Source organism: Arthrobacter sp. WCS2018Hpa-7 (assembly GCF_031843805.1).
In the GTDB taxonomy this organism is placed as follows: domain Bacteria; phylum Actinomycetota; class Actinomycetes; order Actinomycetales; family Micrococcaceae; genus Arthrobacter.
On sequence record NZ_JAVTJB010000005.1, the window covers coordinates 146,518 to 161,422 of the forward strand.

Genomic DNA, 14,905 nt, shown 5'->3' on the forward strand with positions numbered 1-14,905 from the left:
TTAACCTGGCGGGACCACCACAAGCTGGGCCGCCGCTTCGGCACGGGCCTTGTCCAAGGAACCGTCATCCGGGCAAGCCACCGAGAGGTAGACCGACGACGCCGGAACACTGAACAACCGGGCCATCACCACAGCGGCGTTACCGCCCGATGCGGCTGACGATTCCAACGCGAGGAACTCCACGTTGTGCTGTGGCTTATCCGAGTCCTGGCCCCACCGCAGGAACACCGGCTTCAGGCTTTCCAAGGAAATACCGGGATCAAGATAGCGGAAGAGCTCCTTGGTGGAGGCTGCGTCATCCTCCACGACGACCAAGGGACCCTGGTTGACACTGACGCGGGCTGCCACGGTGCAGCCATCATTCTTCCGATACCGGACTTCGCCTTGGAGGCCTGAATGCACCACAGTCCACCCAGGAACCTCTTCCAACCGCGTGGAGACCGTCACCGGGTCCCCCGGAGCCAGGGTGTTCCCGGCTGCCAAAGGCAAGTCCTTCGCCGCAACAGCGGCTGCATCATGCCCGGGCGTGATGCTGGGCGTCGCCAGCGTGGACTCCGATGGCGACGGTTTCGGCGCCGCTGGATCAGGAACGTTAACGGTGCAGCCGGCCATAACGGCAGCAGCGGCTCCCAAGGCAGCAATCCCAGCCACCCGTCGTCGAACGTTTCGCGCCACCATCGCTCCTTATCCCCATGCCACCTCGGATGGCATGCCATCTGCCGCGATCGAGTCTAGCCGTCAGGCCCACCTACGCCAGGACGCGCAGAGCACCCGGAACAATATCGACCTCCACAGGCAACGCGCCGATGCGTTCGCCATCCGCATATGCCACCACGCCCTCCGCCTCCAACCGCACCTTCCGGACACGCCGGATCTCCACAGCGGGGTGGCTGGTGTGCCTGCCGGCAAACACTTTCGGAAATACTGCGAGGAATCGGAACCGGGACAATGGTTTGACCACAAAGAGATCCAATAAGCCGTCGTCGGGCGACGCGTCCGGGGTGATTCGCATGCCGCCGCCGATGTACTGCCCGTTCGCCACCGAAATCAGCAACGCCGGCTGGCGCCAGGTCACGTCATCGGCAGTCACCGCATAGTCGATCCGTCTGAAGGAACCCAACTCCATGAGCATCGCCAGGTTGTAGCGGCTCTTTCCGCGAGGCCACCGCCAAGAGTTGGCGCGTTCGTTGACTGCGGCATCGAACCCGGCCGAGAGGACACCGGCAAAATACGTGGTCCGCCCCTCCGCAGCAACCCGTCCGGCGTCGATTGTCCGTCCACCCGAAATCATCGAGGCCAGGATCAGGCGGCAGGCGGCGGCGGTGTCATGAAGCGGCAAACCCAGGAGTCGGGCTACATCATTACCCGTTCCGCTGGGGACGATACCCAGGGCTACATCGTGTCCGGCGAGCGCATTGACCCCCAGATGGACCATACCGTCGCCTCCCACCACTACCAGGGCGTCAACTGCAGTGCCGGAAAGGGTTTGGGCTACAAGCCGCTGCAGGGCGTCGTAACTTTCTGCTTCGAGCACGACGACGTCCCGTCCGGCGGCGCGGAACTGTGCTGCGGCGTGGTCCCCGGCATTGCGGTTCCGGCCAAAGGAAGCCGCAGGGTTTATCGCCACTGCGACCGTCCCCGCCTTGCTGGACTGGTTTGCGGCTGCCGGTGGGGTCACAGCGTGAATTATGCCAGCCGGGAACCACCCGCCCCGATACCAACGTTCACATAGTGGCTGGATAAACTGGCCACTACCGCGTCTGTGCTGATGCGCATCGACTTTAGAGAAGGGCCCGTGCTTGGCCGACGGCAGCAGTTCGCATTATCAGGTTCTCCGCGTTTCCGTCACAGCTACGGACAAGGAGATCAAGGTCGCCTACCGCAAGGCTGCCCGGAAGGCGCACCCCGACCACGGCGGAGAAGCAGAGATGTTCAGGCGCGTGACGCTCGCCTACGAAACCCTGATCGACCCGCAGCGGAGGGCTGAGTACGATCGCAGGTACGCCAGCGGCTCCTCTGGCCGCGGCCAGCCGATGCCCGGAGACTACTCGGGCACCGCGGCGCCGGGCCCTTTCGCAACGGGCAGCGTCAGACGACCCCAGACCCAACGCAACACCGCCGGTGATCCCCCGGTCTACGTCCCGGCCTTTGACGATCCCCAGGAAGTGCCGCTCATTTCTGCCGCGGAAGCAGCGCAGCAGGTCCATGGGCTACCGCGCAAGCGCGGCATCTTTGGTGCCGAAGCACGGATCCAGCGGGAAATGCGCACCGTTCAGCTCATCAGCAGGCAGGTCCTGCCTGCCATTCCTGCTGCCCGGCTCATCAACGGTCTTCGCTCGCCGTCGGACAACAACCACATCGACCACGCGGTCTTGTCCGGCTACCGGCTGGCCTTGGTGGGTTCCATGCTCCTCCCCAAGGGTGCCTACGCCTGGGATGGCCATTCACTGCGGCACGGCGGCCGATCCGTCGCGCCCCCGCAGCTTGCCCACATTGTCCGGCATATGCAGGACATCTTCCCTGAACTCAATGTCACCGGATGGGTTGTCCTGCACAGTCCCGATGGCAACCTCCACGAACCGGTCATCGACCAGTACGGCAAAGGACAGTCCAGCCACAACGCCGTGGAAGTAGTCAACGCCGCCGGCCTGGTCAGGGGGCTCAAGCAATTCTTGAGCTCGGGGCCGGCGCCGAACACTGTAGTGGTTCCGGTTCTGGCGCGGCTGCTGCGCGGGATGCACTAAGAGTCCGTGCCACCGGACGCTGGTCGGGGCTGGCTAAGATGGAACAGTGTTCCGCATCCTCTTCCACACCCCTGAAATCCCGGGCAACACGGGCAACGCCATACGTTTGGCCGCCATCACCGGGGCCGAGCTCCATTTGGTGGAGCCCCTCGGCTTCGACTTTTCCGATGCCAAGCTTCGTCGCGCCGGCCTGGATTACCACGACCTTGCGGTGGTCACTGTTCACAAGGACATCGACGCCGCGTGGGAGGCCCTGCAGCCGGAACGCGTCTTCGCCTACACGTCCGACGGCGAAACGTCCTATACGGATATCAGCTACCGTGAGGGCGACGTCCTGATGTTCGGGCCCGAGTCTGTTGGCCTGCCGGACTGGCTGAAGCAGGACCCGCACGTCACCGCTCGAGTCCGCCTTCCCATGAAGCCGTCACTGCGTTCGCTCAATTTGGCCAACGCCGCCTCGATCGCCGTGTTCGAGGCCTGGCGCCAGAACGGGTTCGCAGGCGCCAAGGTGTAGCCCATCCAAGGGCGCCACGGCACCGAATACCTTATGCAGGGACAGGTCCTGCATCAGGACATTCGTTGAGGGAGCATTCGTGAGCGCGCTGCAGACCAGGGTGACAACGGCAGACCGCTGCTCCGCCACGCCCTCACCACCATATGGCCGTGCTGCCGGTTTCAAACGGGACGACATATGCTGGACAGTGATGGACATCCCCAGCAACCCCGGACCCCCGGTCTTCGAGGCCACAGGCACCGCGACAGACTTGAACACGCAGTTGACTGCCTTGCTCGAGCTCGTGGCTGCCGGCGACCAGCCGGCTTTTGCCGAGTTCTACCGCCTAACGTCGAGGCGGGTGTTCGGCATGGCCAAGCGCGTCCTGATAGACCCGGACCTGAGCGAGGACGCCACGCAGGAAGTTTTCCTCCAGGTGTGGCAGGGGGCAAGCAAATTCGATCGCGCTGCCGGAACCCCGCTGGCGTGGCTCATGACCATCGCCCACCGCCGCGCCATTGACCGCGTCCGCGCCGTGCAGGCCGCCACCGACCGCGAGGCCAAATACGGCGCAGCAAGCCAGGACCCCGATCGAGACCTGGTGGCAGAAGAAGCCGACACCAATCTGGAAGCCGAAGCAGTCAGCCGGTGCCTCGGCACACTGACCGACACCCAGCGTGAATCCGTCCGCCTTGCCTACTACGGCGGCCTGACGTACCGGGAAGTCGCCGAGCACCTGGGCGCCGCCGTCCCCACCATCAAGTCCCGCATCCGCGACGGACTGCTGCGCCTGAAGACCTGCCTGGGGGTGGCTTGATATGAGCGAGAACACCAGTGGAGGCTTTATCCGCAGAATGTTTGCCAACGACATCGCTACCGACCTCGCCGAGGGCCGCGTCCTCGAACTGGCTGAGATCTATGCCCTGGACGCAGTCAGTGACGACGAACGGGCCATGATCGATGACTACATCAACGGTGCTCCCGAGGGTCCTGAATTCCGGGAGCGGGTCCGCGAAGCCCGCGAGACCCTCGCGGTCAGCTTCGCCCCCGAGGAAGCGCCACCGGCCAGGCTCTTCGACAACATCATGGAACGCATCACCACCGATGCCGCCGCCCAAGCCCCTGCCGGACCGGCGGCCCCGCCGGCCGCAGGTCCCGCCGTCGACGACCTCGCGGCCGCCAGGGCCAAGCGCGAGGAACGCCTGCGCACCGGTGGCGCACGCAAATGGATTATCGGTGCAGCCGCCGCGGCCGTGATCGCGCTCGGAGGTATCGGTGTAGGCACCTACGTCTCGGTCCAGAACGACCCCGTCAACCAGGTACTGCAGGCACAGGACGTCCAGCAGAAATCCGCCCCGGTTCCCGGCGGTGGTACAGCTACCATCTCCGCGTCGTCGGCCAAGGACTCCTTCGTGGTTCTGATGGATGGCGTTGCTCCCGCCCCGGAGGGTAAGGTCTACCAGCTGTGGACCCTGCCCAAGGATGGCTCTGCCCCTGTGCCGCAGGGCACCATGGACGCCCAGACGCTCTCAAAGCCGGCCGTTGTCAAGGGCCTGTCCTCGGCATCGTCCGTTGCCATCACGGTTGAACCCACGGGCGGATCAAGCGCCCCCACCACAGACCCTGTCCTGGTGGTCGCGCTGAGCGCCTGACGCTGAACTCACATTAATGCACGACGGCGGCCGTCCCACCTTGGGGACGGCCGCCGTCGCGCTTTGGTCAGTTGCTTTCGCAGCTATAACACGAGCGACAGAAGCATCACGAAGCCAAAGCCGATCACGGAAATCAGCGTCTCCATGACGGACCAGGTCTTGAACGTCTGGCCAACGGTGAGCCCAAAAAGTTCTTTGACCAACCAGAAACCGGCGTCGTTGACGTGGGACAGGAACAGGGAGCCTGCCCCGATGGCCAAGGCCAGCAACGCCGCGTGCGTCGGGCTCAGGCTGCTGGCAAGGGGTGCGACGATTCCGGCGGCCGTTACCGTGGCCACCGTCGCAGAGCCCGTGGCGAGGCGGAGCGCCACAGCAACGATGAAGCCGAGGACCAGGACCGACATATTGGCGCCCTCGGCCCATTTTTTGACGGAGTCCCCTACTCCGGCTCCGATCAGGGTCTGCTTGAAACCGCCGCCGGCACCCACAATGAGGAGGATCGCTGCGATCGGCCCCAGGCTCTCGCCCAGCTTGGCCGTGATCCTGCTGCCTGTGAAGCCCACTGCGTAGCCGAAGGTGACTATGGCCAGCAGCACGGCCAGTGTCATGGCCACCAAAGGCTGGCCCACAAAGTCGAAGAAGATCCGGATGGCAGGTGCTGTCTCGGGGTTCGGCCAGATGATGCCGCCCAAAGCCTTCAGCAGCATCAGCACCACCGGGAAGATGATGGTCAGCAGCGTCACCAGGAACGATGGCTGCCTCTTGACCTCGCTCATGTCGGCCGCATGCTGGGTGTCGATGCCGCCGGCTACTGCCGGCGCGTCAACAGGCACCCACCGCGCGGCGAGCCGGGAGAAGAGCGGGCCACAGATGATGACGGTGGGAATCGCCACGAGGATACCCAGGCCAAGTGTTGTTCCCAGCTCGGCCTTGACAGCGCTGATGGCAATCAGCGGTCCCGGGTGCGGCGGTACCAGTCCGTGCAGCACGGACAGGCCGGCCAGCGCCGGGATTGCGATGCGCATCAGCTTCATCTTGGACCGCTGGGTTACCAGGACGATCACCGGAAGCAGCAGCACGAGCCCGATTTCGAAGAACATGGGCAAGCCAATGATCACTGCCACCAGGGTGATCATCCAGACCAGCTTGTTGCCGCTGGCCTTGGCCAACAAGGTATCCACCACGCGGTTGGCGCCACCGGAATCGGCCAGCAGCTTGCCGAGCATGGCGCCGAGCGCGATCAGCAGCCCGACTTCCTTGAGGACACTGCCAACCCCGTCTTCGAAGTTGGTGATGACCTTTCCCAGCTCCACCCCGGAGGCCAAGCCCACGAAGGCAGATCCCAGGACCAGCGCCAGGAACGGGTGCAGCTTCAGTTTCGCGATCAGTACGACGATCAGGGCAATGCCCAGTGCAGCCACCACAAGGAGTTGGGTGTCGTGCCCGGTCCATTCCTGCACTTGCGTCGCCGTATCCAGGACCTTCACGAGATGGTCGCTTCGGTACCGGCACCCGCAGGCCGGAGACCCAGCCTGTCAATGACTTCGTCGGCCTCTTCGGCCGGCGATGCGGAGACGCACAGCGAGATGTGGTTCTCCTCGGCCGTGGGCTCCTCCAGGGCGTCGAACTGGGATTCAAGGAGCGACGGCGGCATGAAGTGGCCGTGCCTGGATGCCAGGCGATCGGAGATCTTGTCTTTGCTCCCCTGCAGGAAGACGAACACGACGCCTTCGCCGCGGAGAACATCGCGATACTTCTTTTTCAGTGCAGAGCACGTAATAATGGCCGGCATTCCGGCCTCCACGTGCTCCTGGATCCAGTCCGAAATGATTCCCAGCCAGGGCCAGCGGTCCTCATCACTGAGGGCCTGACCGGCCTGCATTTTGGCCACGTTCGCTTCGGGATGAAGGTCATCGCCCTCGGCCAGATCCCAGCCCAATTTGCCGGCCAGAACGCCGGCTACGGTCGATTTCCCGGAACCGGAGACTCCCATAATCACCAGTACGGGTTGTTGCGCAGTCTTCGCCATCAAAGTCTGCCTTCCTCGAATAAATATGATTTAACCGAGATCAAGCATATGACACGGGTTACACCACAGCAACGTCAGAAGCCGGCGATGGTGCTCGATCCATTCACCGACACCACGTGGAAGCCCTCTGCACTGGTCCCTGCGGGCAGCCCGGCACGCTCCCCGTTGGCCAGCATCAAGCCCCTGACAACACGCTCCATGCCGTCAATATCGGGATGCTGGCTCGCATGGATCCGGATGGCATCCAGCTTGGCATCGACCTGGCCGGAGACATCCACAAAGTGGTTCTCCCTGGCCTCCGGGCTGGAAATAAACCACAACCACGGCAACTTGTAGGCGCCCAGGCCAGCCTCGGCCAGTTCCGGGTAGGCAAAGGGATTCTCCACCGCAGGGTAGACGGCCCGGGTGACGGCCTCGCCGGCCGCGAGGTGGTCCGGGTGGCTCTTCTGGAGGCGATCCCAGTTGCGTTCCGGGTGCATGGTCAGCACAATGTCCGGACGGATTTCCCGGATCAGTTTCACAATCTGCTTGATGACGCCATGCGTCGGTTCAAGATATCCATCACGCTCGTGCAGATAGTGGATATCGCTGACGCCTACCAGGGCAGCTGCCTGCTTTTGCTCCTCCGCGCGGAGCTCAATGATCCGTTCCCTGTCCGCCGGATCAAAGCCTCCGGCATCGCCGTCAGTCATGATGCAATAACTGACTTCGACGCCGGCAGCCGTCCATGCCGCAATAGCGCCGGCGGCGCCGAAGTCGATGTCGTCAGGATGGGCAGTAAAACAAAGTACCCGCTCGACGCGCTCCAAGGAGGCGTCGAACGGGCTCTTTGCTGACGAAACGCCAGGAGACAAAGGGATCAGCCTTTCCGCTTCTTGATCTCGGCAGCAGCCTGCGGGAGAACCTTGAAGAGGTCACCGATGATGCCGTAGTCGGCAATCTCGAAGACCGGCGATTCCGCGTCCTTGTTGATGGCCACAATGACCTTGGAGGTCTGCATGCCGGCCTTCTGCTGGATGGCTCCGGAGATGCCGGCCGAGATGTAGAGCTGGGGCGAAACCGTGACACCGGTCTGGCCCACTTGGGCATCGTGTCCGATCCAGCCGGCGTCAGTAGCAGCGCGGGATGCACCCACTGCCGCACCCAGTGCATCTGCAAGCTCTTCCACCGGCCCGAAGTCGCCGTCCACGCCGCGACCGCCGGCCACGACGATCCGCGCCTCGCTGAGGTCCGGCCGGCCGCTGACCGGCTTCTCGGACCGCGACGCGATGCGTGCAGAGTTCGCCAAGGCGGCCGCCGGGACGTCAACCGTGACAGTAGCGGGAGTTCCCGCTGCGCCGGCCGGTGCAGGCTCAACGTTGTTGGCCTTGACCGAAAGAACGGTGACCGGAGTGGTGGCCTTCGCGGTGGTGTTGTAAGAGCCCGCGAGAACCGACTTGTGCGCGGTGCCGTCAGACTCCACCCCCACTACGTCGGTGATAACGCCGGCGTTGAGCTTGATACCAAGCCTGCCCGCAATTTCCTTGCCCTCGGGCGAGTTGTCCAGGAGAACGGCTGTTGCTCCCGAAGCGTTCACGGCAGCGGCGAGGTAAGCGGCCTTCGGCCCCACCAGGAAGTTGTCGAGGTCCTCAGTGGACGGCTGGTAAACAGTGGCGACGCCGTAGGCACCCAAGGTGGCGGCGACGTCGTCGTGCAGGTCACCGGAGAACGCGACGGCGGTCTCGCCCAGCGAACGGGCGATGGTCAGGAGCTCCAGGCTGCTCTTTTTGAGAGCTGCTCCCGGGTTATCAATGAAAACAAGTGCATTTGCCATGGTTGCGATCCCCTTTAGAGCAGCTTCTGTGCGGCGAGGAAGTCGACCAGCTTGATGCCGGCGTCGCCGTCGTCGGTGATGATGGTGCCGGCTGTCCGCGGCGGGCGGGCCTCAGCGGCCTCCACCACGGTCCAGGAGCCAGCCAAGCCCACCTGCGAGGCGTCCACACCGATGTCGGCCAGCGACAGGGAGGCAATCTTCTTCTTCTTGGCCGCAAGGATGCCCTTGAAGTTGGGATAGCGCGGCTCGTTGATCTGGTCGGTCACCGAAACAACGGCAGGAAGCTGCGCTTCAACGGTTTCAGAGAAGGCGCCGGCATCACGGCGGGCCGTGACCTGGCTGCCTGCAACGTCCAGGCTGGAGGCAAAGGTGACCTGTGGGAACTGCAAGCGTTCGGCCAACTGGGCCGGGATCAGCGACGTCTCACCGTCAGTGGACGCCATGCCGGTCAGGACCAGGTCCACCGGGCGGCCGTCGGCCGAAAGGTAGCGGATGGCGGCAGCGAGAGCCAGTGAGGTGGCTGCGGCATCCGAACCGGCCAAAGCGTCATCGCTCAGATGCACGCCCGAGTACGCACCGATCTGGAGCGACTTCTTCACCGCGTTAACGGCGCCGGACGGTCCCATGCTCAAGGCGATGACCTCGTTGCCTGCCTTCGGTCCGCCACGTTCCTCGGCCAGCTGCAGGGCTGCCTCAAGTGCGTACTCATCCAGCTCGGACAAGATGCTCTCGTCACGGTCGGTTGTGTTGCCGGGTCCGGTGATGTGCCGGTCGAACTGCGCGTCCGGGACATGCTTGACCAGAACGACAATCTTCAATGTCTCTTCCACTGTCTTCGAAGCAGCCTTCCATGCTTGTGGACGGCCAACCGCAACAGCGTGGCCGTGAATTGCCCAGCGCGTGGGCTCGTCCTAGCTAAGCATATTGCCCGCAGAAAACCACTCCCAGCGTTAACCCCTGTTTCAGATTCCTCTGGCCGACGTTGTCGATTGAGTGCCGGGAACGGCACGACGACGGGCGCCACCGGTGAGGTGACGCCCGTCGTCGTACGCTGTTCCTGCCGCCTACTGCTGGGCAGCGTCGAGGGTGACTTCGACTTCTTGACTCTGGCCGCCGCGCTGAATGGTGACCTTGACCTTGGCACCGGCCGGCTGCTCGCGCACAGCGGCCGTCAGCTGGTTCGGGTCACTGACCGTGTAATCGCCGAACTTGGTCACGACATCGCCCACCTTGAGGCCGGCCTTCGCTGCGGCCGAACCGGTGGTCACCGCGGCAACTTCGGCACCCACGGAGAATCCCGAATCGCTGCCTGTAGACGACTTGGAGCGGACCGACACGCCGAACTGTCCGTGGCTGGCCTTGCCGGAGTCAATGATTTCCTGGGCCACGCGCTTGGCGTGGTTGATCGGGACGCTGAAGCCAACGCCGATGTTACCGGTGGAGGATTCGGAGGTTCCGCTGCCGGCAGATGCGATCGCAACGTTGACACCGATGACTTCGCCCTTGTTGTTCACCAGCGCACCGCCGGAGTTGCCTGGGTTGATGGCTGCATCAGTCTGGATGACGTTGATGGCAATGGAGCCTTCATTAGCTGTGGACTGGCTCTGGCCGCCATTGGGAGGCGCGAATTGGAAGCCCTCGTCGCCGCCCTGGCTCTCGTCGGGCGTTCCCTCCGGCACTGCCGACGAAGCAACGCTGATGGTCCGGTTGAGCGTAGAGACAATGCCATCCGTCACCGTACCGGTGAGGCCCAGCGGCGAACCGATGGCGACGGCGGTGTCCCCGACGTTGATCTTGGAGGAGTCGCCGAGCGTTGCCGGTACAAGTCCGGAAGCGTCGCTGACCTTGATCACGGCGAGGTCTGACAACGGGTCAGTGCCCACCACGGTGGCCTTGAGAACCTTGCCGTCGTTGGTCCGTACCTCAATGGCTGCGTTGGCTGTTGCGCCGTCGAGCGTCACAACGTGCGTGTTCGTCAGGATGTGGCCCTGGTCATCGAGGATGATGCCGGAACCGGTTCCGCCCTCATTGCCACTGGTTGCCTTGATGGTTACCACGCTGGGCGATGCCTTGGCGGCCGCCGCGGTGATCACGTTCACGTCATCCTTGTTATTGACGATGACTGTGCTGGACTGTCCACTCGTCGACGCTGCCGGAGCCGGTTGGTCCCAGAGCACATTGCTTCCGGCCACCACACCGCCACCGATCAGTCCGGCCGCCAGCATGCTGGCTACAAGGGTTCCCACCCCGAATGCAGGCTTGCGCTTGGTGGCAACAGGTGAGTTTGCGGGAGCGTGCTGCTGCATGCCAGGTCCGTGCTGGCCCTGGGGGGTCGGGCCCCCGCCGTAGAAGGGCTGGTGCTGGGGGTAGCTGGGGCGGTGGGCCGGGTCCTGCTGTGGCACGCCGTAGTACTGCGGCTGCTGCGTAGTGGCGTTGTGCTGGGCGGAGGGCTGGGCCGGAGCCGCGTGCTGGCTGGCGTGCTGCCCTCCGTGCTGTGCAGTGTACTGCTGAGGTGTTTGCTGGGTTGGGGCCGCGTGCTGGCTGGCGTGCTGCGTCGGGGCGTTCTCCTGGCCGGAGTGCGGCTCGGATCCAGGCTGGCGCTGTTGTTCGGGCTGGTGCTCCGGGATGGCATTCGACTGGAACGCCGGCAGGGGCGTAGTGGGCTGTGCAACGTCCTGCGCACCTGCCCCTTGCCCTGACGTCCAGGCAGGCTGCTGCTGGGTGGCGGTGGCATCACTGTGGTCGCCGGTCGTGTCCCGCGGCTTTGATGGCTCGCGATCCTCCGGTGCGGCGCCCTGCGCTGGGTTCTCCGTCATGGGTCTTCCTTTCGTCCTTGTCTCCAACAACTATGGACCCAGTAACTGGAACAAAAGCGGACGTTCGCTGGGAGCTTCCTGAAAGACTCTGGCTGTCTCTCCGGACTCCTTCTGAATTACTCTCAACGGCTGGACAATCCTGCTCTCTCCTATATTTCGCTGGTGGCATATTCACTCCTGTGGACGGGCCATGGGGTGCACCATAGAATCAAGAGGAATTGCCACAGCGACCTGCGGCTTTACACCATGCGTGGGGGCGCTGAGCATTCTGTGACGATTGGTACGCCTTGTTCCAGTCGCAGACGTGCTGAAGGGTTGCACATGCGGTCAATAGTTAAACGCGCACTCGCCGTGATCGGCCTGGCTGGAATGTTGGCCTTCCCGGCCACTGCTGCTTGGGCCGAAAGTCCCGTGACGCTCGATCCCACTACCAAGATTGTGGACTCGGCAGGCGTACTCGGCGCAGACAAAGCCAAGGTCCAAGAGGCCATCCAGAAGCTCGGTACAGACCACGCCATGACGCTGCACGCTGTGTTCGTCAAGCGCTTCGAGAATCCGACAGACCGGGTTGCCTGGGCGGCCGAGGTCGCAGAAAAGGCGCAGCTCGGTCCCAACGCCCTTGTTCTCGCCGTAGCAACCGAGACACGTCAGTACCAGCTGAGCAAACCCAACAACAGCAAGATCACCAACGCCCAACGGGACACGATTACCAGTAAGGCAATCGACCCTCAGTTGCGTTCAGGCAATTATGCCCAGGCTGCCATCGACGCAGCTGCCGCTATCGGAGATGCCGCCGGCGGCGGCAGCGGAACAGTGCCCAACGGTAACGCGGGAGTTGGCGTTCTCGTAGGGGTCGGCGTTGTAGCGGCCGGCGGCGCTGGCACATATCTGTACCTGCGGAACCGACGCAAGAAAGGCGGCACCAAGGCCGTCAGCGCCAGCTATGGACCGCAAGGCGAACAGCTTGATCCGCTCGCCGGTTTGAGCATCCCGGAACTGCGCCAGAAGAGCGGCTCGCTGTTGATCGAGGCGGATGACGCCATCAAGTCAAGCGAGCAGGAACTCGGATTTGCCCAGGCCCAGTACGGTGACTCCGCCATCGGCAACTTCACCAAGGCTTTGGAAGAAGCCAAGGGCCACATGACAGAGTCCTTCAAGCTCCAGCAACAGCTCGATGACCACATCCCTGATACTGAAGAACAGCAGCGGAGCTGGCTCGGGGAGATCATCCGCCGCTCAGAAGCCGCTTTGGCGTCCCTGCGTGACCAGAAGGCCGATTTCGATTCTCTGAGGGAACTCGAAAAGAACGCCCCCCAGGCCCTTGCGGCCGTGTCCGCGGGAGCCAAGGACGCGGACTCGAAGATCGCCAACGCTGAACAATCGTTGGAGGGCCTTCGGGTCAAGTACGCAGAATCTGCCCTGACGCAGGTTTCGGACAACATCCTGCAGGCGAAAGAGCGCCTTGCATTCGTCCAGAATGCGGTCACAGCAGCACAGGAGAAGTTGTCCGCCGGTGAGAGCAGCCTTGCGGCCGTGGCAGTTCGTGCTGCCGAGGAAAGCCTGCACCAGACCACCGTGTTGATCGACGCCATCTCCAAGACGGCCGGCAGCCTTGATGAGGCCCGCGCTTCGCTGGAAGGCGCAGTGGCTGAAACCAGCCAGGACCTTGCCCAAGCACGTGCCATGATCCAGTCCGGCGAACATCCGGAACTTGCCGGCCCTGTGGCTGGTGTGGAAGCTGCACTTGCGCAGGTCAAAACGGAGATTCAGGGCGGAAAAATCGACCCCATTGCTACCCTTGGCCGCGTGGAGTCCGCCCATCAGGCACTGGACCAGTCCCTCTCCGGGATTCGCAACCAGCAAGAGCAGGCCCGCCGCGCCCAAGCATCGCTGCAGCAAACCATCATGGCTGCCCAGGCCCAGATCAGCGCCACGTCTGACTACATCACCGCCCGGCGCGGTGGCGTTGGCACCGAGGCACGGACCAGGTTGGCCGAAGCTCAGCGCAACCTCGATTACGCCCTGTCCATTTCACGGAATGACCCCGTGACGGCTCTGACCTACGCGCAGCAGGCCCATTCACTTGCTGCCCAGGCGGCCCAGCTTGCTCAGTCCGACGTGGACCAGTTCGGCTATGCAGACCAAGGGCAAGGCTATGGTCGCGGCGGGATGTTCGGCGGCGGTGGCGGCGGAGGCGGCCTCGGGGGTGCCATCCTCGGCGGAATCCTCATCAACTCCATTCTGAACGGCGGCGGGGGCGGCTGGGGCGGTGGGAATGACGGCGGAGGCGACGGCGGTATCTTCGGTGGCGGCGGTGATTCCGGCGGCGGATTCGACGGCGGCGGCTGGGGTGGCGACGGCGGCGGTGGAGGCGACTTCTAGCCAGACAGACTAGGTGGGGTCCATGCCCCGCATAGAAGCGGTACAACAACTGATCACTGATTTCAGTGGCACCACTGAGCAGGACGAAAGGCAACACCATGGTTAAGCAGTCCATTTTCGGTCGGATCTCGCAGCTCGCCAAGGCAAACATCAACGCCTTGCTGGACCAGGCTGAGGACCCGCAGAAGATGCTGGACCAGATGGTCCGCGACTACACGAACAACATTGCCGAGGCCGAATCAGCCGTGGCCCAGACCATCGGCAATCTCCGGATGCTGCAGGCGGACTACAACGAGGACATCAAGAACGCCCAGGACTGGGGCAACAAGGCCCTTGCAGCATCCCGGAAGGCTGACGAGTACCGCTCCGCCGGCGACCCCGTCGATGCCCAGAAGTTCGACAACCTTGCCAAGGTGGCCATCCAGCGCCAGATGACCGCGGAGTCCGAGGCCAAGGCGGCTGAGCCGAGCATCGCGTCCCAGACTGAGGTTGTGGACAAGCTCAAGACCGGGCTTGACCAGATGAAGGGCAAGCTGAACCAGCTCACCGCCAAGCGCAACGAGCTCGTGGCACGATCCAAGACCGCAGCGGCACAGTCCCAGGTACACGATGCCCTCAAGAGCATCGACATCATGGATCCCACCAGCGAGGTAGGCCGCTTCGAAGAGAAGATCCGCCGCGAAGAGGCCAAGGTCCTGGGCCAGCAGGAGCTCGCCAGCTCCAGCCTCGATGCCCAGTTCAACCAGCTGGAGGACCTTGGAGAGCAGACGGAGATCGAGGCTCGCCTTGCAGCATTGAAGTCCGGTGGTTCAAAGCCGGCCATCGGTGCTGGTGCAGCCGCTGCAACCGGCTCAACCGTCGACGAAGCCGACTTCGACAAGCTCTAGCACGTATCGGGCAGAGTGCCCGTGATGTACCGCTGAACCAAGCCAATGGGCCGGATCCTCGAAAGGATCCGGCCCATTTTCTTTGACAG

General features: G+C 63.5%; 14 protein-coding genes. 6 read left to right on the top strand and 8 right to left on the bottom strand.

Features of this window, described 5'->3' with window-relative positions; genetic code table 11:
- Both RQH14_RS07915 and RQH14_RS07920 read right to left on the bottom strand, forming a co-directional pair.
- Complete coding sequence (locus RQH14_RS07915; RefSeq protein WP_311212757.1) at nt 1-678, bottom strand: hypothetical protein; 678 nt, start codon at nt 676-678, stop codon at nt 1-3.
- A 70-nt stretch (nt 679-748) separates the two neighbouring features.
- Nucleotides 749-1,678, bottom strand: coding sequence for a YegS/Rv2252/BmrU family lipid kinase (locus RQH14_RS07920; protein ID WP_311212758.1), 930 nt, complete (start codon nt 1,676-1,678; stop codon nt 749-751).
- Nucleotides 1,679-1,799: 121 nt separating this feature from the next.
- Here RQH14_RS07920 and RQH14_RS07925 point away from each other — a divergent pair, with 121 nt between their 5' ends.
- The 4 genes from RQH14_RS07925 to RQH14_RS07940 all read left to right on the top strand — a co-directional run bounded on the left by RQH14_RS07925 (nt 1,800) and on the right by RQH14_RS07940 (nt 4,889).
- A complete protein-coding gene (locus RQH14_RS07925; protein WP_311212759.1) occupies nt 1,800-2,744 on the top strand; it encodes a J domain-containing protein in 945 nt (314 codons plus the stop codon).
- Nucleotides 2,745-2,790: 46 nt separating this feature from the next.
- Complete coding sequence (locus RQH14_RS07930; protein ID WP_311212760.1) at nt 2,791-3,258, top strand: tRNA (cytidine(34)-2'-O)-methyltransferase; 468 nt, start codon at nt 2,791-2,793, stop codon at nt 3,256-3,258.
- A 79-nt stretch (nt 3,259-3,337) separates the two neighbouring features.
- Nucleotides 3,338-4,054, top strand: a complete 717-nt coding sequence (gene sigK, locus RQH14_RS07935; RefSeq protein ID WP_311212761.1) for an ECF RNA polymerase sigma factor SigK — start codon at nt 3,338-3,340, stop codon at nt 4,052-4,054.
- A gap of 1 nt (nt 4,055) precedes the next feature.
- Nucleotides 4,056-4,889, top strand: a complete 834-nt coding sequence (locus RQH14_RS07940; protein WP_311212762.1) for an anti-sigma factor — start codon at nt 4,056-4,058, stop codon at nt 4,887-4,889.
- An 83-nt stretch (nt 4,890-4,972) separates the two neighbouring features.
- Here RQH14_RS07940 and RQH14_RS07945 read toward each other — a convergent pair whose 3' ends face one another.
- The 6 genes from RQH14_RS07945 to RQH14_RS07970 form a co-directional block, all read right to left on the bottom strand.
- On the bottom strand, nt 4,973-6,376 hold the full coding sequence (locus tag RQH14_RS07945; protein WP_311212763.1) for a gluconate:H+ symporter: 1,404 nt from the start codon (nt 6,374-6,376) through the stop codon (nt 4,973-4,975).
- Nucleotides 6,373-6,918: a gluconokinase gene (locus RQH14_RS07950; protein ID WP_311212764.1), complete on the bottom strand. Its 546-nt coding sequence runs from the start codon at nt 6,916-6,918 to the stop codon at nt 6,373-6,375. Before RQH14_RS07950 ends, RQH14_RS07945 begins: the two co-directional genes overlap by 4 nt.
- 74 nt (nt 6,919-6,992) lie before the next feature.
- Nucleotides 6,993-7,772 (bottom strand): PIG-L deacetylase family protein, encoded by a 780-nt coding sequence (locus RQH14_RS07955; RefSeq protein WP_311212765.1) that lies wholly within the window; start codon nt 7,770-7,772, stop codon nt 6,993-6,995.
- Nucleotides 7,773-7,777: 5 nt separating this feature from the next.
- Nucleotides 7,778-8,731, bottom strand: a complete 954-nt coding sequence (locus RQH14_RS07960) for an electron transfer flavoprotein subunit alpha/FixB family protein (RefSeq protein WP_311212766.1) — start codon at nt 8,729-8,731, stop codon at nt 7,778-7,780.
- 14 nt (nt 8,732-8,745) lie between these two features.
- Nucleotides 8,746-9,549 (bottom strand): electron transfer flavoprotein subunit beta/FixA family protein, encoded by an 804-nt coding sequence (locus RQH14_RS07965; protein WP_311212767.1) that lies wholly within the window; start codon nt 9,547-9,549, stop codon nt 8,746-8,748.
- A gap of 246 nt (nt 9,550-9,795) precedes the next feature.
- Nucleotides 9,796-11,547 (bottom strand): trypsin-like peptidase domain-containing protein, encoded by a 1,752-nt coding sequence (locus tag RQH14_RS07970; RefSeq protein WP_311212768.1) that lies wholly within the window; start codon nt 11,545-11,547, stop codon nt 9,796-9,798.
- A gap of 321 nt (nt 11,548-11,868) precedes the next feature.
- On the opposite strand from RQH14_RS07970, the gene RQH14_RS07975 reads away from it, so the two are divergent.
- Together RQH14_RS07975 and RQH14_RS07980 are read left to right on the top strand one after the other, a co-directional pair.
- On the top strand, nt 11,869-13,929 hold the full coding sequence (locus RQH14_RS07975) for a TPM domain-containing protein (RefSeq protein ID WP_311212769.1): 2,061 nt from the start codon (nt 11,869-11,871) through the stop codon (nt 13,927-13,929).
- Nucleotides 13,930-14,027: 98 nt separating this feature from the next.
- Nucleotides 14,028-14,816 (top strand): PspA/IM30 family protein, encoded by a 789-nt coding sequence (locus RQH14_RS07980; RefSeq protein WP_311212770.1) that lies wholly within the window; start codon nt 14,028-14,030, stop codon nt 14,814-14,816.
- Nucleotides 14,817-14,905 lie beyond the last annotated feature (89 nt).

What these genes read in the sequence shown, in the direction of transcription:
- RQH14_RS07960 (WP_311212766.1), bottom strand. Translation starts at nt 8,731, where the DNA reads ATGGCAAATGCACTTGTTTTCATTGATAACCCGGGAGCAGCTCTCAAA.
- RQH14_RS07970 (WP_311212768.1), bottom strand. Translation starts at nt 11,547, where the DNA reads ATGACGGAGAACCCAGCGCAGGGCGCCGCACCGGAGGATCGCGAGCCA.
- RQH14_RS07915 (WP_311212757.1), bottom strand. Translation starts at nt 678, where the DNA reads ATGGTGGCGCGAAACGTTCGACGACGGGTGGCTGGGATTGCTGCCTTG.
- RQH14_RS07975 (WP_311212769.1), top strand. Translation starts at nt 11,869, where the DNA reads ATGCGGTCAATAGTTAAACGCGCACTCGCCGTGATCGGCCTGGCTGGA.
- RQH14_RS07950 (WP_311212764.1), bottom strand. Translation starts at nt 6,918, where the DNA reads ATGGCGAAGACTGCGCAACAACCCGTACTGGTGATTATGGGAGTCTCC.
- RQH14_RS07940 (WP_311212762.1), top strand. Translation starts at nt 4,056, where the DNA reads ATGAGCGAGAACACCAGTGGAGGCTTTATCCGCAGAATGTTTGCCAAC.
- RQH14_RS07980 (WP_311212770.1), top strand. Translation starts at nt 14,028, where the DNA reads ATGGTTAAGCAGTCCATTTTCGGTCGGATCTCGCAGCTCGCCAAGGCA.